This is a genomic window from Streptomyces pseudogriseolus (assembly GCA_002154585.1).
Taxonomy (GTDB): domain Bacteria; phylum Actinomycetota; class Actinomycetes; order Streptomycetales; family Streptomycetaceae; genus Streptomyces; species Streptomyces pseudogriseolus.
Genome location: MUNG01000232.1, coordinates 1 through 20,855 on the forward strand (window position 1 = coordinate 1; position 20,855 = coordinate 20,855).

At 73.6% G+C, this 20,855-nt stretch carries 17 protein-coding genes and 1 rRNA gene; 14 read left to right on the forward strand and 4 right to left on the reverse strand.

Annotated elements, in window-relative coordinates; all coding sequences use genetic code 11:
- Positions 1-105 precede the first annotated feature (105 nt).
- Together rrf and CCN29_RS36075 are read left to right on the forward strand one after the other, a co-directional pair.
- Positions 106-222: ribosomal RNA gene (rrf, locus tag CCN29_RS20925) — 5S ribosomal RNA — on the forward strand.
- Between the two features lie 1,107 nt (positions 223-1,329).
- Positions 1,330-2,088, forward strand: coding sequence for a tetratricopeptide repeat protein (locus CCN29_RS36075; RefSeq protein WP_031021698.1), 759 nt, complete (start codon positions 1,330-1,332; stop codon positions 2,086-2,088).
- An 86-nt stretch (positions 2,089-2,174) separates the two neighbouring features.
- On the opposite strand, the gene CCN29_RS20935 is transcribed toward CCN29_RS36075, so the two are convergent.
- On the reverse strand, positions 2,175-3,470 hold the full coding sequence (locus CCN29_RS20935) for a DUF1015 family protein (RefSeq protein WP_006132507.1): 1,296 nt from the start codon (positions 3,468-3,470) through the stop codon (positions 2,175-2,177).
- 72 nt (positions 3,471-3,542) lie between these two features.
- Between CCN29_RS20935 and CCN29_RS20940 the strand changes: the two genes are divergently transcribed.
- Genes CCN29_RS20940 through CCN29_RS20955 form a run of 4 tightly spaced genes read left to right on the forward strand, consistent with a single transcriptional unit; the run spans position 3,543 to position 7,568 of the window.
- The gene (locus CCN29_RS20940; protein ID WP_031063926.1) at positions 3,543-4,571 is read left to right on the forward strand and encodes an HAD hydrolase-like protein; all 1,029 of its coding nucleotides are present in this window, start codon (positions 3,543-3,545) and stop codon (positions 4,569-4,571) included.
- Between the two features lie 56 nt (positions 4,572-4,627).
- Entirely contained in the window at positions 4,628-5,671 is a 1,044-nt protein-coding gene (locus CCN29_RS20945) for a FecCD family ABC transporter permease (RefSeq protein ID WP_031021704.1), read from the forward strand.
- A complete protein-coding gene (locus CCN29_RS20950) occupies positions 5,668-6,705 on the forward strand; it encodes a FecCD family ABC transporter permease (RefSeq protein WP_006132511.1) in 1,038 nt (345 codons plus the stop codon). The genes CCN29_RS20945 and CCN29_RS20950 overlap by 4 nt, the downstream gene beginning before the upstream one ends.
- The gene (locus tag CCN29_RS20955) at positions 6,702-7,568 is read left to right on the forward strand and encodes an ABC transporter ATP-binding protein (RefSeq protein ID WP_006132512.1); all 867 of its coding nucleotides are present in this window, start codon (positions 6,702-6,704) and stop codon (positions 7,566-7,568) included. Before CCN29_RS20950 ends, CCN29_RS20955 begins: the two co-directional genes overlap by 4 nt.
- Positions 7,569-7,589: 21 nt before the next feature.
- Here the strand turns inward: CCN29_RS20955 and CCN29_RS20960 are convergent, their stop codons facing one another.
- Entirely contained in the window at positions 7,590-7,937 is a 348-nt protein-coding gene (locus tag CCN29_RS20960) for an SCP2 sterol-binding domain-containing protein (RefSeq protein ID WP_031021706.1), read from the reverse strand.
- A 42-nt stretch (positions 7,938-7,979) separates the two neighbouring features.
- Here CCN29_RS20960 and CCN29_RS20965 point away from each other — a divergent pair, with 42 nt between their 5' ends.
- The 5 genes from CCN29_RS20965 (at position 7,980) to CCN29_RS20985 (ending at position 13,149) form a co-directional block, all read left to right on the forward strand.
- On the forward strand, positions 7,980-8,357 hold the full coding sequence (locus tag CCN29_RS20965; protein ID WP_442538436.1) for a hypothetical protein: 378 nt from the start codon (positions 7,980-7,982) through the stop codon (positions 8,355-8,357).
- Positions 8,273-9,088: a TlyA family RNA methyltransferase gene (locus CCN29_RS20970; protein WP_006132516.1), complete on the forward strand. Its 816-nt coding sequence runs from the start codon at positions 8,273-8,275 to the stop codon at positions 9,086-9,088. Before CCN29_RS20965 ends, CCN29_RS20970 begins: the two co-directional genes overlap by 85 nt.
- Positions 9,085-9,990 carry an NAD kinase gene (locus CCN29_RS20975; protein ID WP_006132518.1) on the forward strand — a complete coding sequence of 302 codons (906 nt, stop codon included), beginning with the start codon at positions 9,085-9,087 and terminating at the stop codon, positions 9,988-9,990. The genes CCN29_RS20970 and CCN29_RS20975 overlap by 4 nt, the downstream gene beginning before the upstream one ends.
- Before the next feature lie 68 nt (positions 9,991-10,058).
- Positions 10,059-11,801, forward strand: a complete 1,743-nt coding sequence (gene recN, locus CCN29_RS20980) for a DNA repair protein RecN (RefSeq protein ID WP_006132520.1) — start codon at positions 10,059-10,061, stop codon at positions 11,799-11,801.
- 208 nt (positions 11,802-12,009) lie between these two features.
- Positions 12,010-13,149 carry a glycosyltransferase family 4 protein gene (locus tag CCN29_RS20985; protein WP_086683684.1) on the forward strand — a complete coding sequence of 380 codons (1,140 nt, stop codon included), beginning with the start codon at positions 12,010-12,012 and terminating at the stop codon, positions 13,147-13,149.
- 450 nt (positions 13,150-13,599) lie between these two features.
- Here the strand turns inward: CCN29_RS20985 and CCN29_RS20990 are convergent, their stop codons facing one another.
- Together CCN29_RS20990 and CCN29_RS20995 are read right to left on the reverse strand one after the other, a co-directional pair.
- Positions 13,600-15,231, reverse strand: a complete 1,632-nt coding sequence (locus CCN29_RS20990) for a PucR family transcriptional regulator (RefSeq protein WP_086683687.1) — start codon at positions 15,229-15,231, stop codon at positions 13,600-13,602.
- Positions 15,232-15,339: 108 nt separating this feature from the next.
- Positions 15,340-17,142 carry a glycoside hydrolase family 15 protein gene (locus CCN29_RS20995; RefSeq protein WP_031021714.1) on the reverse strand — a complete coding sequence of 601 codons (1,803 nt, stop codon included), beginning with the start codon at positions 17,140-17,142 and terminating at the stop codon, positions 15,340-15,342.
- Positions 17,143-17,605: 463 nt separating this feature from the next.
- On the opposite strand from CCN29_RS20995, the gene pyrG reads away from it, so the two are divergent.
- The 3 genes from pyrG to CCN29_RS21010 all read left to right on the forward strand — a co-directional run.
- On the forward strand, positions 17,606-19,270 hold the full coding sequence (gene pyrG / locus CCN29_RS21000; protein ID WP_031021716.1) for a CTP synthase: 1,665 nt from the start codon (positions 17,606-17,608) through the stop codon (positions 19,268-19,270).
- Positions 19,271-19,377: 107 nt separating this feature from the next.
- The gene (locus tag CCN29_RS21005; RefSeq protein ID WP_006132527.1) at positions 19,378-20,004 is read left to right on the forward strand and encodes an NUDIX domain-containing protein; all 627 of its coding nucleotides are present in this window, start codon (positions 19,378-19,380) and stop codon (positions 20,002-20,004) included.
- Between the two features lie 168 nt (positions 20,005-20,172).
- On the forward strand, positions 20,173-20,855 hold a 683-nt coding region (locus CCN29_RS21010; RefSeq protein WP_442538437.1), incomplete at its 3' end, for an ATP-binding protein.

The window sequence follows — 20,855 nt, forward strand, 5'->3', positions numbered from 1 at the left end:
CAGTTGCTCGCGTCCACTGTGGTAGTTCTGAGACAACGACCGTTGTCGGCTTTGAGTAGAACGCATAACAGAAGAGTGTGCTTGTTCGCTCGAAACCATCAGGGTTTCGGTGGTCATAGCGTAGGGGAAACGCCCGGTTACATTCCGAACCCGGAAGCTAAGCCTTACAGCGCCGATGGTACTGCAGGGGGGACCCTGTGGGAGAGTAGGACGCCGCCGAACAATTCTTTGGAGGACCCCTGGTCGCCAGCGTTCAGCTGGGGCCAGGGGTCTTTTTTGTATTTATGCTTGCAGTACCCGAGACAGGAGTCACCGATGTCCACCAACTCTCCCGACGACCGACCGGAGCGCGACCAGCGGCGACGGGACAGTGGTGACCGCTCGGACCGGGGGGGCCGTGGCGGCCAGCGTGGCGGCGGCCCCCGGCGCGGCAACGACCGCGACCGTGGCTTCCGCAGGGACGGTGACCGTCCCCCCTTCCGCCGCGACGACCGCGACCGGGACCGTGACCGTCGTGACGACCGCGACCGCAGCGGCGGCCGGCCTGAGCGGGGCGGCTTCCGCGGGCGCGACGACAACCGCGACAGCCGTGACAACCGCGGGGGCGAGCGCGGCGGGTACCGCGGCCGTGACGACCGCAGGGACGACCGCCGTGATGACCGGCGCGACGACCGGGACCGTGGTGGTTACCGGGGTCGTTCCGACGATCGTGGTGACCGTGGTGGCTTCCGCCGCGACGACAACCGGAGCGACCGTGGTGACCGGGGCGACCGGGGCGGGTTCCGCCGGGACGACAACCGCGGTGACCGCGGCGGCTTCCGGCGCGACGACGACCGTGGATACGGCCGGCGCGACGACGACCGCGGGTACGGTCGCCGTGACGACCGCAGGGATGACCGTCGGGACGATCGCCGTGATGACCGGCGCGACGACCGGGACCGTGGTGGTTACCGGGGTCGTTCCGACGATCGTGGTGACCGTGGTGGCTTTCGCCGCGACGACAACCGGAGCGACCGTGGTGACCGGGGCGACCGGGGCGGGTTCCGCCGGGACGACAACCGCGGTGATCGCGGCGGCTTCCGTCGCGGCGGCGACAGCCGTACCGACTCCCGCGGCGGCGGCTTCCGGCGCGACGACCGTGACCGGGGCGACCGTAACGACCGCGGCGACCGCGGCGGCTTCCGCGGCCGCGACGACCGGGACCGTGGCCGGGGCCCGCGGCGGGACGACCGGGGCGGGCGTCCCGGTGGGTTCCGTGGGCGCGACGACCGTCAGGGCGGCGGCCGGTTCCGTGACGAGCGGGACCGGGACCGCGAGCCGATCAAGCGGCTGCCGATCCCCGAGGACGTCACCGGCGACGAGATCGACAAGGACGTCCGGCAGGAGCTCCAGAGCCTGCCCAAGACGCTCGCCGAGGACGTCGCCAAGAACCTGGTGATGGTCGCCCGCCTCATCGACGAGGAGCCCGAGCGCGCCTACGCGTACTCCCGTATCGCCCTGCGGCTCGCCTCGCGCGTGGCCGCCGTGCGGGAGGCCGCCGGGTTCGCCGCATACGCGACGCAGAAGTACGCCGAGGCGCTGGCCGAGTTCCGGGCGGCGCGCCGGATGACCGGGACCGTGGAGCTGTGGCCGCTGATGGCGGACTGCGAGCGCGGGCTCGGACGGCCGGAGAAGGCGCTGGACATGGCCGGCGCCCCCGAGGTGCAGAAGCTGGACAAGGCCGGCCAGGTCGAGATGCGGCTCGTCGCGGCGGGCGCCCGGCGCGACATGGGCCAGCTGGACGCGGCCATCGTCACCCTGCAGAGCAACGAGCTGGCGTCGAACTCCGTGCAGCCGTGGACCGCGCGGCTGCGGTACGCGTACGCCGACGCGCTGCTCGCGGCCGGCCGTGAGGGCGAGGCGCGTGAGTGGTTCGCCAAGGCCGTCGAGGCCGACCGGGACGGCAGCACCGACGCGTCCGACCGGCTGGCGGAGCTGGACGGCGTGGAGTTCATGGACGCCCTCGGGGAGGACGAGGACCAGGACGACGCCGACACCGCCGACCGCGACGAACAGGGCACGCAGGACGACGGCGACCACAAGGACTGACGTCCGCGCGGCACCACGCACATGACATGAAAGGGGCGGACCCCGGCGACCAGCCGGGGTCCGCCCCTTTTCGTGTTCCCGGGCGCTCAGAGGTCCAGGGCGCGCAACACCAGGCCCGACGCCGGCTTGGGGCCGAACGACGTCGACTTGCGGGGCATCGTCACCCCCTGGCGGGCCAGGTCACGTACGACATCCTCGTGCACGGGGTGCATCAGCACCGCCGTACCGCCGTCGCGCCGGGCCTTGTCCACCGTGGCCGCCGTGTCGTGGATGTACGCGATGTGGGCGGGGTCGTCGGGGACGCGCCAGACGTGGTCGAGGAGCGTGGCGTGCAGGACCGTCGCGTCCAGGGTGCGCCAGGCGGCCGGGCGGTCCGTGGGCACCGTGCGGTCCAGCAGTGCGGGGTCGGGCCGGTCGACGAGGTGGAAGGCGCCGTCGTCCCCGGCGAGCAGGAACGCGTTGCCCTGCGCCGCCGCCTCGGCCAGCGCGTCCATCGCCTGCGCCACTGGCACGTCCAGGCGGCTGACCCGGAACGAGCCGTCCAGCGCCCTCAGGGCCTCGGTGACCGGCAGGCCGTGCAGCAGGCGGTGGATGGCGCGGACCCGCAGCGGATAGCGGGCCGTGTCGACCAGCAGGACCAGGCCGTGGTCCCAGGGGCCGGGGGAGGGGTGCTCCGCGCGCAGCCGGCGGTAGGTCGCCCAGCGGTGGTGGCCGTCGGCGATCAGGGCCTGATGGGCGGACAGTTCGCCGCGGATCACCGCCAGGTCCCCGCGGTCGGTGACGGACCACAGGCGGTGGTGGACGCCGTCCTCGGTGGTCGTCGCGAGCAGCGCGGGCCGCTCGGCCGTGCGCTCGATCAGTTCGGCCGTGCCGGCCGCCGTCCCGTCGTCGCCCCGGTAGGTGAGGAGCAGCGGTTCCAGGTTGGCGCTGGTGGCCCGCATCAGGTCGGCGCGGTCCGCGACGATGTGCGGCATGACGTCCTCGTGCGGCAGCACCAGCCGTTCCTCGGGGTCCGAGACGCGCAGCGCGCCGATCATGCCCCGCTGCACCAGGCCGTCGCCGTCGCGCTGCTCGTAGACGTACAGGCCGGGTTCCGGGTCGGGGGTGAGGACGCCCTCGGCGCGCCAGCGGCGGAGCGTCTCGGCGGCCTGGGCGTTGCGCTCCCCGGGCGTGCCGGCCTCGGGCAGGATCAGGCGGACGATGTTGTAGGGGTCGGCGGACTGAAGGTGGTGCAGGCCGTCGGGGCGGACCACGACGTCGTAGGGCGGGGATGTCACGGCGGCCAGGCTGCCGACCCGGTCGGGGTCGTACCGGAGGCCGCGGAACGGGGTGAGTTCCAGCCCCCGGGGCGCTGTCGCGCTCGAGTGACCTGCAGTGTTCATCCCGGCATCGTACGGGTGTCGGCCCCATGAGGGATGATCGGGGGAAAGCCGTCGAACGAGGAGCGATGCGGAATGAGCCGGAGCGTCAGGACGAGGCCCGAGGGCAGTGGGCAGGCCCTGAACGAGGCGTACGACACGGCGCTGCTCGACCTCGACGGAGTGGTGTACGCGGGCGGTGAGGCCATCGGTCACGCGGTGCCCTCCCTCGCCACGGCGCGGGAGGGCGGCATGCGTCTCGCCTACGTGACCAACAACGCGCTGCGCACGCCCGACGCCGTCGCCGCGCACCTGACCGAGCTGGGCATACCCGCCGAGGCCGGTGACGTCATCACCTCCGCGCAGGCGGTGGCGCGGCTCATCGCCGAGCAGGTGCCGCAGGGCTCCCGGGTGCTCGTCGTGGGCGGTGAGGGGCTGCGGGTGGCGCTGCGCGAGCGCGGGCTGGTGCCGGTGGAGTCGGCGGACGACGACCCGGTGGCGGTCGTGCAGGGGTACGGGGGCCCGGAGCTGGCGTGGGGCCGGTTCGCCGAGGCGTGCTACGCGGTGGCGCGCGGGGTGCCGTGGTTCGCGTCCAACACCGACCTGACGATCCCCAGCGGCCGGGGCATCGCGCCGGGCAACGGCGCGGCGGTGGAGGTCGTACGGATCGCCACCGGCGCCGAGCCGCAGGTGGCGGGCAAGCCGCTGCCGCCGATGCACCGGGAGACGATCCTGCGGACGGGCGCCGAGCGGCCGCTGGTGGTGGGGGACCGGCTGGACACGGACATCGAGGGGGCGTTCAACGGCGGGGTGGACTCGCTGCTGGTGCTCACCGGGGTGACCGACGGCGCGCAGCTCCTCGCGGCGCCGCCGCGGCACCGGCCGACGTACGTGGACGCCGACCTGCGGGGGCTGCTGTCCGGTCAGCCGGAGGTCGCCGAGGCGGGCGGCGGGTTCCGGTGCGGGGGATGGACGGCGTCGGCGGGCGCCGGGCGGCTGGAGCTGGACGGGGACGGCGCCCCGGTGGACGGCCTGCGGGCGCTGTGCGCGGCGGCCTGGACGGCGGCGGGCGAGGAGGCGTGCGGGCTGGACGCGGACAAGGCGCTCGCACGGCTGGGTCTGTGACGGTCCGCCGGGTCACCGGATCTTGATCCATTGGGAGGATAGGCTAACCTAACCGGGTGTTGGTCGAGAGTCCCCCCGAACAGCGCGCGGAGACCGTCTCCGCGCTCCCCGGCCGCCGGGCGATACGCGCGGCCGGTCTGCTCGTGTCCCTCGCGGTCCTGGTGCTCGTCGCGCTGGCGAGCATCGCGGTCGGCGCGAAGGAACTGTCTTTGGGGCAGGTGTGGCACGGGCTGTTCGACGCGTCGGGCACCTACGCCGACACCGTCGTGTCCGACCGGCTGACCCGCACTCTGCTGGGCCTGCTCGCCGGCGCCGCCCTCGGTCTCGCCGGGGCCGTGCTCCAGGCGCTGACCCGTAACCCGCTGGCCGACCCGGGGCTGCTCGGCCTGAACGCGGGCGCCTCCGCCGCGGTCGTCACCGCCATCACGTTCTTCGGCGTCACCTCCCTGTCCGGATATGTGTGGTTCGCGTTCTGCGGGGCGGCCGCCGTCGGCGCGGTCGTGTGGTTCCTCGGCGGACGCCGGGGCGCCACCCCTGTACGGCTGGTGCTCGCCGGCACCGCGATCAGCGCCGCCCTCTACGGCTATCTCCAGGCCGTGATGATCCTCGACGACGCCGCCCTCGGGCGGATGCGCTTCTGGACGGTGGGCTCGCTCTCCTCCGGCAGCGACGAGGCCGTCATGCAGGTGGTGCCGTTCCTGGTCGCCGGGAGTGTGCTGGCGCTGCTGCTCGCCCGGCCGCTGAACGCCATGGGCATGGGCGACGACACCGCCAAGGCGCTCGGCGCCGACCTCAACCGCACCCGCGCGCTGTCCATGCTCGTCGCGACGATGCTGAGCGGCGCCGCGACCGCCGCGTGCGGGCCGATCGTCTTCGTCGGCCTGATGGTGCCGCACGTGGTGCGCTCCTTCACCGGACCCGACCAGCGCTGGATCATGCCGTACGCGGCGGTCCTGTCGCCGGTGCTGCTGCTCGGCGCGGACGTGATCGGCCGGGTCGTGGCCCGGCCTGCGGAACTCCAGGTGGGCATCGTCACGGCGATCATCGGCGGCCCGGTGTTCATTCTTCTCGTACGACGGCGGAGGACGGCCCAGCTGTGAAGACCAACCGTGCGGTGCGCGTCCCCGGCGGCCTCTCGGTCCGGCTGGACGTGCGTGCCCTCACCGTCGTCGTGCTGCTGATGCTGCTGGCGCTCGGCGCGAGCGTGCTGCTCATCGGCACCGGCGACTTCCCGATGTCCGCCTCCGACGTGCTGACCACCCTGGCCGGCCAGGGCGACGAGGGGCAGGAGATCGTCGTCACCGAACTGCGGCTGCCGCGGGTCCTGGTCGGGCTGCTGGTCGGCGCCTCCCTCGGGATCGGCGGCGCCCTGTTCCAGTCCATCTCCCGCAACCCTCTGGGCAGCCCCGACATCCTGGGCCTCGGCCAGGGCGCCACGGCCGGCGCGCTCACCGTGATCGTGCTGTTCTCCGGCACCGCCAACCAGGTGGCCCTCGGTGCGCTCGCCGGCGGCCTGCTCACCGGCGCCGCCATCTACGTCCTCGCCTGGAAGCGGGGCGTGCACGGCTACCGGCTGGTGCTGGTCGGCATCGGCGTCTCCGCGGTCGTCACGGCGGTCAACGGCTATCTGCTCACCAAGTCCGACATCGTCGACGCGGCCCGCGCGGTCGTGTGGATGACCGGCTCCCTCGACGGGCGTGACTGGAAGCAGGTGTGGCCGCTGCTCGCGCTGTGCGCCGTCCTCGTCCCGGTCGTCCTCGCCAACTCCCGCGCCCTGCACATGACGGAGATGGGCGACGACGTCTCCAACGCCCTCGGCGTGCGCGTCGAGCGGCTGCGGCTGGTGCTGATGCTGTGCGCCGTGCTGCTCACCGCGTCCGCGACCGCCGCCGCGGGACCGGTCAGCTTCGTCGCGCTCACCGCGCCGCAGCTCGCCCGGCGCCTTACCCGTGCGCCCGGACCGAACCTGGTCGCCTCGATGTGCATGGGCGCCGCCCTGCTGGTCCTCGCCGACGTCCTCTCGCAGCGGGCGTTCGGCGCCGAGCAGCTGCCCGTGGGCGTGGTCACCGGCGTGCTCGGCGGCCTCTACCTGCTGTGGCTGCTGGTCACCGAGCGCAGGGCGGGCCGGATATGAGCGGCGCCGAGATGAAGAACACCCGAAGGAGCACCGTGAACCGCCTGTCCGCCGAGAACGTCACTCTGGCCTACGACCAGCGGGTCATCGCCGAACAGCTGTCGGTGGAGATACCGGACCACTCCTTCACCGTCGTCGTCGGCCCCAACGCCTGCGGCAAGTCCACCCTGCTGCGCGCCCTGTCCCGCATGCTGAAGCCCACCGAGGGCCGGGTGCTGCTGGACGGGCAGGCCATCCACTCCCTGCCCGCCAAGAAGGTCGCCCGCACCCTCGGCCTGCTGCCCCAGTCGTCCATCGCGCCGGACGGCATCACCGTCGGCGACCTGGTCGCGCGCGGCCGTTACCCGCACCAGAGCCTGCTGCGCCAGTGGTCGGCCGAGGACGAGCGGGTCGTCCAGGAGTCCATGGCCCGCACCGGTGTCGCCGGCCTCGCCGAACGGTACGTCGACGAGCTCTCCGGAGGGCAGCGGCAGCGCGTGTGGATCGCCATGGCACTGGCCCAGGAGACGCCGCTGCTGCTGCTCGACGAGCCGACCACCTACCTGGACATCCAGCACCAGATCGACGTGCTCGACCTGTGCGCCGACCTGCACGAGGAGCAGGGCCGCACCCTCGTCGCCGTGCTGCACGACCTCAACCACGCCGCCCGGTACGCCACCCACCTCGTCGCCCTGCGCGAGGGCCGGGTCGTCGCCCAGGGCGCGCCGAAGGACATCGTCACCGCCGAGCTGGTGGAGGAGGTGTTCGGGCTGCGCTGCCAGGTCATCGACGACCCCGAGACGGGCACCCCGCTGGTGGTGCCGGCCGCGCGGGCGTCCCGAGCGAAGGCGGAGGCCGGCAGGGCGGAGGCGTCGACGGTCTGAGGCCGACAGGGGTCCGAGGCGCTACAGGAGCTTCCGCAGCTGGAACAGGTCGCGCAGGCCCGCCTCGAGCCGTACCCGCCCCGAGGCCCAGGCCCGGGCGAAGTGCAGCTCCCCGTCGACCAGGGCCACCAGGTCGTCGCCCGTCATGGACAGCCGGATCTGCGCCTTCTCGCGCGGCGGTCCGGGGAAGGTGTCCCGCACGTCGATCCGGCCGCCGGTGAGCCGGCCGGCGAAGGTCACGTCCAGGTCCGTGACGTGGCAGCTGACCGACCGCTCCATGGACGCCGCCGCACGGACGTCGCCCTCGGCGCGCCCCATGCTGTCCGAAAGCTTGTCGAGTGCCGCACGGCACTCCTCGATCGTGGCCATCGCGCACGACGGTACCCCAGCCGTTCGCGGTAGCGTCGGGGCATGAACGACGCAGTGCCGCAGGCGGCGGACAGGGAGCCGGACACGGCGGCGGACACCGGCGCCCCGCAGGACGGGCCCGCCGGACCCGCGCCCCTGGGCGTGCCGCGCACCCCGACCGGGAACGCCGAGGTCGACGCCCACGTGGAGCGGCTGGCCGACGCCGACCACCTCACCACCGACGGCCACCTCGAGGTGTACGAGGATGTACACCGGGGGCTGCGCGACGCGCTCACCGCGCTCGACACCCGCCCGGGGCCCCCGGCCGGCACAAGGACACAGGAGCTGAACCGAACGTGGCAGGAGTCGCACGCCGCCGTCTCGACGCGGAGCTGGTCCGCCGCAAGCTGGCGCGCTCGCGGGAGCACGCCAGCCAGCTGATCGCCGCCGGGCGGGTCAGCGTGGGCAGGACGGTGGCGACCAAGCCCGCCACCCAGGTGGAGACCGCGGCCGCGATCGTGGTCGCCGAGGACGCCGGCGACCCCGACTACGTCTCGCGCGGGGGTCACAAACTGGCCGGGGCGCTGGACGCCTTCGTGCCGCGCGGTCTCGTCGTCAAGGGCCGCCGCGCGCTCGACGCCGGCGCCTCCACCGGCGGTTTCACCGATGTGCTGCTGCGGGCGGGCGCCGCGCACGTGGTCGCGGTGGACGTCGGATACGGACAACTCGCGTGGTCTCTTCGGCAAGATGAACGCGTGACCGTCAAGGACCGTACGAACGTACGGGAGTTGACGCTCGAGGTCATCGATGGGGAGCCAGTGGATCTTGTCGTGGGGGATCTGTCGTTCATCCCGCTCGGACTGGTGCTGCCCGCTCTGAAGCGGTGCGTGACGCCGGACGCCGATCTGGTGATGATGGTGAAACCGCAGTTCGAGGTGGGCAAGGAGCGGCTGGGCAGCGGCGGGGTCGTCCGCAGCCCGCAGCTGCGCGCCGAGGCCGTCCGGGGGGTGGCCGCCAAGGCCTGGGAGCTGGGGCTCGGGGCGCGGGGCGTGACCGCGAGTCCGCTGCCCGGACCCTCCGGGAATGTCGAATACTTCCTGTGGCTGCGGGCCGGGGCACCGGAACTGGACCCGGCCGACGTTGACCGTGCTGTGGCGGAGGGGCCGCGTTGACACAGAACCGTGCTCGTACTGTTTTCCTGCTGGCCCACACCGGGCGGGCCGCGGCCATCCGCAGCGCCGAGCTCGTGGTCAAGGGCCTGCTGCGCTCCGGCCTCGGGGTGCGGGTGCTGGAGGAGGAGGCCCGCGACCTGCCGCTCCCGGACGACGTGGAGACGGTCAAGGAGGCCACCCCGCAGTGCCTGGACGACTGCGAGCTGCTGATCGTCCTCGGCGGTGACGGCACGCTGCTGCGCGGCGCCGAGTTCGCCCGCGCCTCCGGGGTGCCGATGCTCGGCGTCAACCTCGGCAGCGTGGGATTCCTCGCCGAGGCCGAGCGGGACGACCTGGAGAAGGTCGTCGACCGGGTGGTGAGCCGGGCGTACGAGGTCGAGGAGCGGATGACCGTCGACGTCGTCGTGCACCGCAACGGCGACATCGTGCACACCGACTGGGCGCTCAACGAGGCGGCCGTGCAGAAGGTGTCCGCCGAGCGGATGCTGGAGGTCGTCCTGGAGATCGACGGCCGGCCGGTGACCGGGTTCGGCTGCGACGGCATCGTGTGCGCCACGCCGACCGGGTCCACCGCGTACGCGTTCTCCGCGGGCGGGCCCGTGGTGTGGCCGGAGGTCGAGGCGCTGCTGATGGTGCCGATCAGCGCGCACGCGTTGTTCGCGAAGCCGCTGGTGACGTCTCCGAACTCCGTTCTGGCGGTGGAGGTGCTGCCGCACGTGCCGCCGGGGGTGCTGTGGTGCGACGGGCGGCGGACCGTCGAGCTGCCGGCGGGGGCCCGGGTGGAGGTGCGGAGGGGGGCCGTGCCGGTCAGGCTGGCCCGGCTGCATCACGCTTCGTTCACCGACCGGCTGGTGGCGAAGTTCGCGTTGCCCGTGTCGGGGTGGCGGGGGGCTCCACAGTAGCCCCCGGGGGCGTCCACTCACGTGGGTGACAGGGGCGGGGCGGTCGCACTTCTCCGCGCCGACCTCGTATGGTCGTGTCCGTGCTTGAAGAGATGCGGATACGGTCGCTCGGTGTCATCGACGACGCTGTGGTGGAGCTGTCGCCCGGCTTCACCGCCGTCACCGGTGAGACGGGTGCGGGCAAGACCATGGTGGTCACCAGCCTGGGCCTGCTGCTCGGCGGGCGCGCGGACGCGGCCCTGGTGCGCATCGGCGCGCGCAACGCCGTCGTCGAGGGGCGGATCGCCGTGCCCGAGGGCTCGCCGGCCGTGGTGCGCGCCGAGGAGGCCGGGGCCGAGCTCGACGAGGGGACGCTGCTGGTCAGCCGTACCGTCTCGGCCGAGGGACGCTCCCGCGCCCACCTGGGCGGGCGCAGCGTGCCCGTGGGGCTGCTCGCGGAACTCGCCGACGACCTGGTGGCCGTGCACGGGCAGAGCGACCAGCAGGGCCTGCTGAAGCTGTCCCGGCAGCGCCAGGCGCTCGACCGGTACGCCGGGTACGCGGTCGCCGTGCCGCTCGGCAAGTACGCGGAAGCGTACAAGCGGCTGCGGGCCGTCGCCGTGGAGCTGGAGGAGATCACCACCCGTGCGCGGGAGCGGGCCCAGGAGGCCGACCTGCTGCGCTTCGGTCTCGAGGAGATCGCCGCCGTCGAGCCGCGCGCCGGCGAGGACACGGAACTGGCGGAGGAGGCGGAGCGGCTCGGGCACGCCGAGGCGCTGGCGTCGGCCGCCGCGGTCGCGCACGCCGCGCTGGCGGGCAACCCGGAGGACCCCGAGGGGGTGGACGCGGGGACGCTCGTCGCGGGCGCCCAGCGCGCGCTGGAGGCCGTGCGGGCGCACGACCCGGCGCTGGCCGCGCTGACCGACCGGATCGGCGAGATCGGCATCCTGCTGCGGGACGTCGCGGGCGAGCTGGCCGGGTACGCAGACGACCTGGACGCCGACCCGCTGCGGCTGGCGGCGGTCGAGGAGCGCCGGGCGGCGCTGACCGCGCTGACCCGCAAGTACGGCGAGGACGTCGCCGCGGTGCTGGCGTGGGCGGAGCGGAGCGCCGCGCGTCTCACCGAACTGGAGGGCGACGACGAGCGGATCGGTGAGCTGACCGCCGAGCGTGACGCGCTGCGTGTCGAACTGGGCGCGTTGGCGGAGGAGTTGTCCCAGGCGCGGGCGGAGGCGGCGGAGCGGTTCGCGGCGGCCGTGACGGAGGAGCTGGCGTCGCTCGCGATGCCGCACGCGCGCGTGTCGTTCGAGATCCGGCAGACCGAGGACCCCGACGGTGTCGAGGTGAACGGGCGCACGGTCGCGTACGGGCCGTCCGGCGTGGACGAGGTCGAGCTGCTGCTGGCCCCGCACCCTGGGGCGCCGCCCCGGCCGATCGCCAAGGGCGCCTCGGGCGGTGAGCTGTCGCGCGTGATGCTGGCCGTGGAGGTCGTCTTCGCGGGGACCGACCCGGTGCCGACGTACCTCTTCGACGAGGTGGACGCGGGCGTCGGCGGCAAGGCGGCGGTGGAGATCGGGCGGCGGCTGGCACGGCTCGCGAAGAAGGCGCAGGTCGTGGTCGTCACGCACCTGCCGCAGGTGGCCGCGTTCGCCGACCGGCAGCTGCTGGTGGAGAAGACCAACGACGGCTCGGTCACCCGGTCCGGCGTGAAGGTGCTCGAAGGCGAGGACCGCGTACGGGAGTTGTCGCGGATGCTGGCCGGCCAGGAGGACTCCGAGACGGCGCGGGCGCACGCGGAGGAGCTGCTCGCGGCGGCGCGCGCGGACGCCTGACCCTGCCGGACGGGGACCATCCGTCATCCTTACGGGTGATGTGACGTCCCGTGTGGACCCCCGGCGTACGCCCGCGCGTTTCCCGGAACTGCCATGCGTGCTGGCATGCTTGACGGTGTACGCGGAGGACGCCGCGCGGGCCACCCCTCCGCGCGAACCTTCGGTACGTTCGTGGTGACCGTCCGACCCGAACCAGGAGCCCGGCCACGTGACCCCCGTGAGCAGCCACGCACCGCACGGCCGGCCGCCGCTGCGCACCGTGCAGGTGCTGGGCGGCGGCAACGCCGCAGGCGGCGCGCACGTACGCTCGCTGGCCGCCGGGCTCGTGGCACGGGGCGTGCGGGTGACGGTGTGCGCCCCCGAGGAGGCGGACGGCGCCTACGGCTTCACCGGCGTCGGCGCGGAGCTCGTGCACGTGCCGCGCAGCAGCGACCCGGCTTCGGTGGCCGCGCTGCGCGCCGCCTGCTCGGGCGCCGACCTGGTGCACGCGCACGGACTGCACGCCTCGTTCCGCACGTCCCTGGCGCTCGGCGGGCGCGGCACCCCGTTCGTCGTCACCTGGCACGACCGGGCGTACGCCGAGGGCCCCCGCGCGCACTTCCTGCGCGTGCTGGAGCGGCGGGTCGTGCGGGCGGCCACCGTGGTGCTGGGCACCACCTCCGCTCTGGTGGACCGGGCGCGCCGCAGCGGGGCGCGGGACGCCCGGCTGGCCGCGGTCTCCCTGCCCGGCCCGCGCAGCGCGCCGGCGTCGGAGGAGGCGGAGCGGCGCCGGCCCAAGGTGCGCGCCGAACTCGGCGCCGTGGACCGCCCGTTGATCGTCGCCGTCGGCTCCCTGGAGCGGCACCGGGGCCATGACGTGCTGGTGGACGCCGCGCACGCCTGGCAGCGCCTCGACCCGGCACCGCTGGTGGTCATCGCGGGGGAGGGGCCGCTCCACGGCGAACTGCGGCGCGCCGTCGAGACGCGGGACCTGCCGGTGCGGCTGCTCGGTCGGCGGGAGGACGCCTCCGACCTGCTCGCCGCGGCCGACGTGGCGGTGCTGCCCTGCCGCAGCGAGGACGCGCGGTCGACGTTCGCCCAGGAGGCGCTGCACGCGCGCGTGCCGCTCGTCGCCTCCCGGGTGGGCTCCCTCCCCGAACTCGTCGGCGACGCCGCGGAACTCGTGCCCCAGGGCAACGCCCGGGCACTCGCCGACGCCGTGACCCGCCTCCTCACGGACCCGGAGCACCGGGAGTCGCTCGTGCGGCGAGGCGTACGCCAGGCGGCAACCTGGCCGACCGAGGACCAGACGGTCGCCCAGGTGCTCGCCGTCTACGACGAGCTGACCCAGCCCCGGCCACTGACCTGAGCACGCTGGCCGACGGCACGGGGCCGACGGCCGGGCGGTAGGGGACCGGCGGCCGTGAGCACGAGGCCGGCGGCCGACGGCACGAGGTCAGTTGTCGTCAGCGCGGGCGCGGCGGCCGTCAGCATGCGGCCGAGAGGCGAGGGTAAAGGCCAGCGGCCGGGCGGCACGGGGCCGACAGCACGAGGCCGGCAGCCGTCAGCGCGGGCGCGGCGGCCGTCAACGTACGGCCGACAGGCGACGGCAGAGGCCAGCGGTCGGGAGGCATGTGGCCGACAGCCGACAGCCGACAGCCGACAGCCGATGGCCGTCAGCACGCGGCCAGCGGCCGAGGGCACGGGACCTGCGGCGCCGGCACGCGGCCGGCACCCGGCAGCATGAGGCCGCTTGACCGCAGCCCGCGGCCGGCTGTCGGCCATCACCCGGCCGGCAGCTGGCCGCTTGCGGCCGCGCTCACGGCACGTGCCGCCTGGCCCGCAGGGCCAGACTGAGCGTCAGGACCGTCTGCGGGTCGTCGAGGTCGGTGCCCAGCAACTCCCCGATGCGCGCGAGGCGGTTGTAGAGCGTCTGACGGTTCAGGTGGAGTTCCCGCGCCGTCTCCGCCTTGCGTCCGGCGTGTGCCAGATAGGTCTCCAGGGTCGGCAGCAGGACGGGCCGCGAGCGGCGGTCGTGGGCCAGGACCGGGCCGATCGCCCGGTCCACGAAGTCCGCCAGGTCCGGATGGTCGCGCAGCCGCCACAGCAGCAGGTCGATGTCCAGCCGCCGCGCGTCGTACCAGGGCCGCTCGGGCAGGCCCTGCGCCGCCGTCGCCGTCTCCACCGCGTGCCGCAGCCCCGTCGGCACCGCCGCCCAGCCGCCGGCCGGCCCGACCACCACCACGGGCGGCCGCCCGCCCGGCCGCAGCATGCCCGCGCGCTCCACCCCGGCGCGCAGCGCGGCGGCCACCCGGTCCGCGACGGACGGCCGGTCCTTCTCCGCGCGCAGCGCGAGCAGCAGCGGCACCCGCCCCTCGACCGGCCGCACGCCCAGCAGCACCGGCACGCCGAGCGAGGACAGCTCCTCGCCCACCGCGCGGGCCAGCACCGCCCAGCCGCCGCCCTGCGGGGACAGCGTGTCGCCGAGCCGCATGACCACCGGCAGCAGCGGCCCCGGGCCCGGCTTGAAGCCCAGCACCCTGGCCTGCGCGGGCGCGTCCTCCGCGCCGACGCGGCCCTCGGCGAGGTCGGTGAGGAAGTCGCCGCGGCCCCGGGCCGCCAGCTCCTCCTCCTGACGTGCCTGCATCAGCACCAGGGCGAGGACGCCCGCCGCCCGCTCCGCCGCCATCCGGTGCACCGGCTGAGGGGCGCTGCGCACCGGCAGCAGCACCAGCCGCGCCCGGACGCCGCCGCTGCCGGGGCCCCCGCCCGGCACGTCCACGAGGACCGTGCCGGTCGGCGGGTCGTCGCGCTGCCGCTCCCGCAGCCCCTCCCACACCTGGAGCGGCTCCGCGCCCTCAGGCCCCTCGCCGGCCGCGTACAGCAGCCGCCCGTCGGTGGTCTCCAGGAACACCGGGTTGCCGGTGAACCCGGCGAGGATCTCCAGGACCTGCGGCACGCCCCCGCCGCCGAGCAGCGCCTCGGTGCAGCGCCGGTGCACCTCCTCGGCGCGCTGGAGCAGCGCGTAGTGCCCGTTGACGATCTCGGTGTGGATCTCCTCGGTGACCGCGACGAACGGCACCTCGCGGTGGAGCTGCACCAGCGGCAGCCCGGCGGAGCGGGCCGCGTCGACCAGGGCGGCGGGCAGCCGCGTGAAGCGCGGGCCCAGCTCGACCACCAGGGCCGCGATGCCCCGCTCGGCGAGCGTGCGCACGAACGCCCGCTGGTCGGCCGGGCGCGTGCCCAGCCCGTAGCCGGTGGTCAGCAGCAGTTCGCCGCCCTTGAGCAAGGAGGCGATGTGGGGCACCTCGCCCGCGTGCACCCAGCGCACCGTCCGCCCCAGCCGCTCCGCGCAGGCGACGACCTCGGGAAGGCCGCCGCGCAGCCCGGGCAGCTCCAGGGCGCGCTGCACGGTGATGCCTGTGGGCGGGGGAGTGCCAGCGGTGCTCATGCAGCGGACGGTACCCGGGGGCGCGTCCCCGACGCGCGCCCGGCCCGCACGGACGGACCCCCGCCCCCGGACCGGCCGGGGACGGGGGCCGAAGCGACGGCGGCGCGGTCAGCCCGCGTACGCCCCGGACGCCGTCAGGCGCAGGGCCGTGTCGATGAGCGGCACGTGGCTGAAGGCCTGCGGGAAGTTGCCCACCTGGCGCTGGAGGCGCGGGTCCCACTCCTCCGCCAGCAGCCCGAGGTCGTTGCGCAGCGACAGCAGCTTCTCGAACAGCTTCCGCGCCTCGTCCACGCGGCCGATCATCGCCAGGTCGTCGGCCATCCAGAACGAGCAGGCGAGGAACGCGCCCTCGTCGCCGGGCAGGCCGTCGACGCCCTCCTCCTTGCCCTCGGTCGGGTAGCGCAGGATGAACCCGTCGGAGGTGGACAGCTCGCGCTGGATCGCCTCGACGGTGCCGATCACCCGTTTGTCGTCCGGCGGCAGGAAGCCCACCTGCGGGATCAGCAGCAGGGAGGCGTCCAGCTCCTTGGAGCCGTAGGACTGGGTGAAGGTGTTGCGCTCCTTGTCGTAGCCCTTCTCGCAGACCTCGCGGTGGATGTCGTCGCGCAGTTCCTTCCAGCGCTCCAGCGGGCCGTCGGCGTCGCCGGACTCGATCAGCTTGATGGTGCGGTCGACGGCGACCCAGGCCATCACCTTGGAGTGCACGAAGTGGCGGCGCGGGCCGCGCACCTCCCAGATGCCCTCGTCGGGCTCCTGCCAGTGCTTCTCCAGGTAGCTGATCAGCTTCAGCTGGAGCAGCGAGGCGTAGTCGTTGCGCGCGAGGCCCGTCATGTGGGCCAGGTGCAGTGCCTCGGTGACCTCCCCGTACACGTCGAGCTGGAGCTGGTGGGCCGCGCCGTTGCCGACCCGGACGGGGGCGGAGGCCTCGTAGCCGGGCAGCCAGTCCAGCTCCGCCTCGCCGAGCTCGCGCTCGCCGGCGATGCCGTACATGATCTGCAGGTTCTCCGGGTCGCCGGCCACCGCGCGCAGCAGCCACTCGCGCCAGGCGCGGGCCTCCTCGCGGTAGCCGGTGCGCAGCAGCGAGGACAGGGTGATCGCCGCGTCCCGCAGCCAGGTGTAGCGGTAGTCCCAGTTGCGGACGCCGCCGATGTCCTCGGGCAGCGAGGTGGTGGGCGCGGCGACGATCCCTCCGGTCGGGGCGTAGGTGAGGGCCTTCAGCGTGATCAGGGAGCGGATCACGGCCTCACGGTAGGGGCCGTGGTACGTACAGTGCTCGACCCACTCGCGCCAGAAATCCTCGGTGGCCTCCAGGGACTGCTCGGGCTCGGGCAGCGCCGGGGGCTGCTTGTGCGACGGCTCCCAGGAGATGGTGAACGCCACACGGTCGCCGGGCGCGATCGTGAAGTCCGAGTACGTGGTCAGTTCCTCGCCGTAGGTCTCGGCGGTGGTGTCGAACCACACCGAGTCCGGGCCGGCCACGGCGACGGTACGGCCCTCGTGCCGGTGCACCCACGGCACCACCCGGCCGTAGGAGAAGCGCATGCGCAGGGCCGAGCGCATGGGGACCCGGCCCGACACGCCCTCCACGATGCGGATGAGCTGCGGGGCGCCGTCGCGCGGGGGCATGAAATCCGTCACGCGGACCGTGCCGCGGGGGGTGTCCCACTCGGATTCCAGGATCAGGGAGTCGCCCCGGTAGTGCCGCCGGGTCGCCGCGGGCGGTTCCGCGTCGTCGGCGTGCGCGGGACCCAGCCGCCAGAAGCCGTGTTCCTCGGTTCCCAGCAGCCCGGCGAAGATGGCGTGCGAGTCGAAGCGCGGCAGGCACAGCCAGTCGACCGTGCCGTCCCGGCAGACCAGCGCTGCGGTCTGCATGTCTCCGATGAGTGCGTAGTCTTCGATGCGCCCGGCCACGTGCATCTCCAGTCGAACGGCCACGTCACCCCACGAGGGGGCTGTCGCTAGTGCGGTCAAGGGGGGTGTTGCAATGCGTCGTTGAGCTGTGAAGCAAAGCAGTCGCTCAGCGGTGCATGCAAAGCGCCAATCTTCGCTCAACGAACTGACGAGCTCACGTTGTTCCGGAACTTACGGGCGGGGGTGGTGCCGTTCGGCCGGCCGGGCTCGGCAGCGAGTGTCCGAGCAGGATACGACGCACGTAGATGATCTGTGTGCCGCTCGCGGCAACGCGGGTCCGCCGAACGAGTGAGCCCCGGGTGAGGGTCTCGTGTGTGATACATGCTGCGTGGCCTCTTGTGCGCGGAGCGTGGCCGTGAGCCATCCTCCCGCGGCGCTGATACGCTGGTAGCCCGTGGACCGGTGGGCGAGAAACCCCGGAACCGCACCCACAGACCGCGACCACGGGAGCCCCCTCTTGGCCATGCCGCCCGCTGCTTTCCGAAACAGCACAGCTTCGACGACCAAGCACATCTTCGTCACCGGGGGTGTCGCCTCCTCTCTCGGCAAGGGCCTGACCGCCTCCAGCCTCGGCATGCTGCTCAAGGCCCGCGGCCTGCGCGTCGTGATGCAGAAGCTCGACCCGTACCTCAACGTCGACCCGGGCACGATGAACCCCTTCCAGCACGGTGAGGTGTTCGTCACCAACGACGGCGCCGAGACCGACCTGGACATCGGCCACTACGAGCGCTTCCTGGACCGCGACCTCGACGGCTCCGCCAACGTCACCACGGGCCAGGTCTACTCCACGGTGATCGCCAAGGAGCGGCGCGGTGAGTACCTGGGCGACACCGTCCAGGTCATCCCGCACATCACCAACGAGATCAAGCACCGCATCCGGCGCATGGCGACCGACGAGGTCGACGTCGTGATCACGGAGGTCGGCGGCACGGTCGGCGACATCGAGTCGCTGCCGTTCCTGGAGACCGTCCGCCAGGTGCGGCACGAGGTCGGCCGGGACAACGTGTTCGTGGTCCACATCTCTCTCCTTCCCTACATCGGCCCGTCCGGCGAGCTGAAGACCAAGCCGACCCAGCACTCGGTGGCGGCGCTGCGCAACATCGGCATCCAGCCCGACGCGATCGTGCTGCGCTGCGACCGCGAGGTGCCCACCGCCATCAAGCGGAAGATCTCGCTGATGTGCGACGTCGACGAGGCCGCCGTGGTCGCCTGCCCCGACGCCCGCTCGATCTACGACATCCCGAAGACCGTGCACGGCGAGGGCCTGGACGCCTACGTGGTCCGCAAGCTGGACCTGCCGTTCCGCGACGTCGACTGGACCACCTGGGACGACCTGCTGGACCGGGTGCACAACCCCGACCACGAGATCACCCTGGCCCTGGTCGGCAAGTACATCGACCTGCCGGACGCCTACCTGTCGGTGACCGAGGCGCTGCGCGCCGGCGGTTTCGCCAACAAGGCCCGCGTGAAGATCAAGTGGGTCACGTCCGACGACTGCAAGACGCCGGCCGGCGCCGAGGCGCAGCTCGCCGACGTCGACGGCATCTGCATCCCCGGCGGCTTCGGCGACCGCGGTGTGCTCGGCAAGGTCGGCGCGATCAAGTACGCCCGGGAGAACAGGATCCCGCTGCTCGGCCTCTGCCTGGGCCTGCAGTGCATCGTGATCGAGGCCGCGCGCAACCTGGCGGACATCTCCGACGCCAACTCCACCGAGTTCGACCCGGCCACCGCCCACCCGGTGATCTCCACCATGGCGGAGCAGCTCGACATCGTCGCCGGCGAGGGCGACATGGGCGGCACCATGCGGCTCGGCATGTACCCGGCCAAGCTGGCCGAGGGCTCCATCGTCCGCGAGGTCTACGACGGCAAGGAGTACGTCGAGGAGCGTCACCGGCACCGCTACGAGGTGAACAACGCCTACCGCGCGGAGCTGGAGAAGACGGGCCTGGTGTTTTCCGGCACCTCGCCCGACGGCAAGCTCGTCGAGTACGTGGAGTACCCGCGTGACACGCACCCCTACCTGGTCGCCACCCAGGCGCACCCGGAGCTGCGGTCGCGTCCGACCCGTCCGCACCCGCTCTTCGCCGGGCTGGTGAAGGCCGCGGTCGAGCGGAAGATCTCGCAGTAGCACGCCCAGTTGTACGGTTGCCGGGGTGTGAACCTTCAACGGTTCGCGCCCCGGCTGCCTTTTCGCGGGCCGGCCGGGTACCGCCGCATCGGTTCGGAAGGACAGGCATGACGATCAAGGACACCCCCGAGGAGTGGGAGATCCGCGGGACGCAGACCCCCTTCGTCGGCAAGAAGACCTCCGTGCGCACCGACGAGGTCGTCATGCCCGGGGGCGCCGTGGTCCACCGCGACTACCAGGTCCACCCGGGGTCCGTGGCCGTCCTCGCCCTCGACGACGCGGACCGGGCCGTGGTGCTGCGCCAGTACCGGCACCCGGTGCGCCAGAAGCTGTGGGAGATCCCCGCCGGCCTGCTGGACGTGCCCGGCGAGAACCCGCTGCACGCCGCCCAGCGCGAGCTGTACGAGGAGGCGCACGTCAAGGCGGAGGACTGGCGGGTACTGGCCGACGTCTACACCACGCCCGGCGGCTGCGACGAGGCCGTGCGGATCTTCCTGGCCCGGGGGCTGTCCGAGGCCGAGGGCGACCGGTTCGCGGTGGAGGACGAGGAGGCCGACATGGAGCTGGCCCGGGTCCCCGTCGACGAGCTGGTGCGCGGGGTGCTCGGCGGTGATCTGCACAACAACTGCCTGGTGGTGGGCGTGCTTTCGCTGGTCGCCGCCCGCTCCGGCGACGGTCTGGACGCGCTGCGCCCGGCGGAGGCGCCCTGGCCGGCCCGGCCGTTCGAGGCGTGACGCCGTACGGCGGGCGTGAATCCTACGATCTGTTGATCCGATCGAGCGAGTCTCGCCCACCGCGCCGCGCTCCTCACGGAACGTCGCAGAGCGTGAACTAGGCTCTGGAAAACGCCCGTACCGAAGACCCGGCGGGCTTGCGCGTGCGGTGGGACGGGAGTGTGGCCCGTGACGGATCAGGTGGTGGACCCGAACGGCGTGCGGCTCCCTCAGGACGCCCACCCGGACGGTCGATTCCTGGGCCGCACCCGGGAGTTGAAGGAACTGCGCGCCGACATCGAGCGCGCCGGACTCGACACCCTCTCCGGCCGCAAGGCCCCCCGCGCACGCGTGCTGCTCATCGCCGGCCGGCCCGGATCCGGCCGCTCCGCCCTCGCCGAGGAACTGGTCCGCCAGGTCGCCGGCGACTACCCCGACGGGGTCCTCCGCACCCGGCTCGGCGAGCCCGACGGCACGCCCGTGCCCGTCGGACGCGCCGCCCGCGACCTGCTCGACGCGCTCGGCGAGCCCGCACCCGCCGGCGCCCCCGAGGACGAGCTCGCCGAGGCGCTGCGCACCGCCCTCGCCGAGCGCCGCGCGGTGCTGCTGCTCGACGACGCCGCCGACGCCGAGCAGGTCGACGCCCTGCTTCCGGACAACCCCGACTGCCTGGCCGTCGCCGTCTCCTCAGGACCGCTCACCGGCATCGCCGACGTCCGCCCCTGCACCCTCGGCGGCCTCGACACCAAGTCCGGGGTGGAACTGCTGTCCCGGTTCACCGGCTCGGTGCGCATCACCGTCGACCCCCGGGCCGCCGAGCGCCTCGCCGAGCAGTGCCAGGGCCAGCCGGCCGCGCTGGTGCTGGCCGGCGG

Bases quoted from the DNA above. Each gene is read 5' to 3' on its own strand.
- CCN29_RS20935 (WP_006132507.1), bottom strand. From the start codon at position 3,470: ATGAACACTGCAGGTCACTCGAGCGCGACAGCGCCCCGGGGGCTGGAA.
- CCN29_RS20940 (WP_031063926.1), top strand. From the start codon at position 3,543: ATGAGCCGGAGCGTCAGGACGAGGCCCGAGGGCAGTGGGCAGGCCCTG.
- CCN29_RS20955 (WP_006132512.1), top strand. From the start codon at position 6,702: ATGAGCGGCGCCGAGATGAAGAACACCCGAAGGAGCACCGTGAACCGC.
- CCN29_RS20960 (WP_031021706.1), bottom strand. From the start codon at position 7,937: ATGGCCACGATCGAGGAGTGCCGTGCGGCACTCGACAAGCTTTCGGAC.
- CCN29_RS20965 (WP_442538436.1), top strand. From the start codon at position 7,980: ATGAACGACGCAGTGCCGCAGGCGGCGGACAGGGAGCCGGACACGGCG.
- recN (WP_006132520.1), top strand. From the start codon at position 10,059: ATGGTCGTGTCCGTGCTTGAAGAGATGCGGATACGGTCGCTCGGTGTC.
- CCN29_RS20990 (WP_086683687.1), bottom strand. From the start codon at position 15,231: ATGAGCACCGCTGGCACTCCCCCGCCCACAGGCATCACCGTGCAGCGC.
- pyrG (WP_031021716.1), top strand. From the start codon at position 17,606: ATGCCGCCCGCTGCTTTCCGAAACAGCACAGCTTCGACGACCAAGCAC.
- CCN29_RS21005 (WP_006132527.1), top strand. From the start codon at position 19,378: ATGACGATCAAGGACACCCCCGAGGAGTGGGAGATCCGCGGGACGCAG.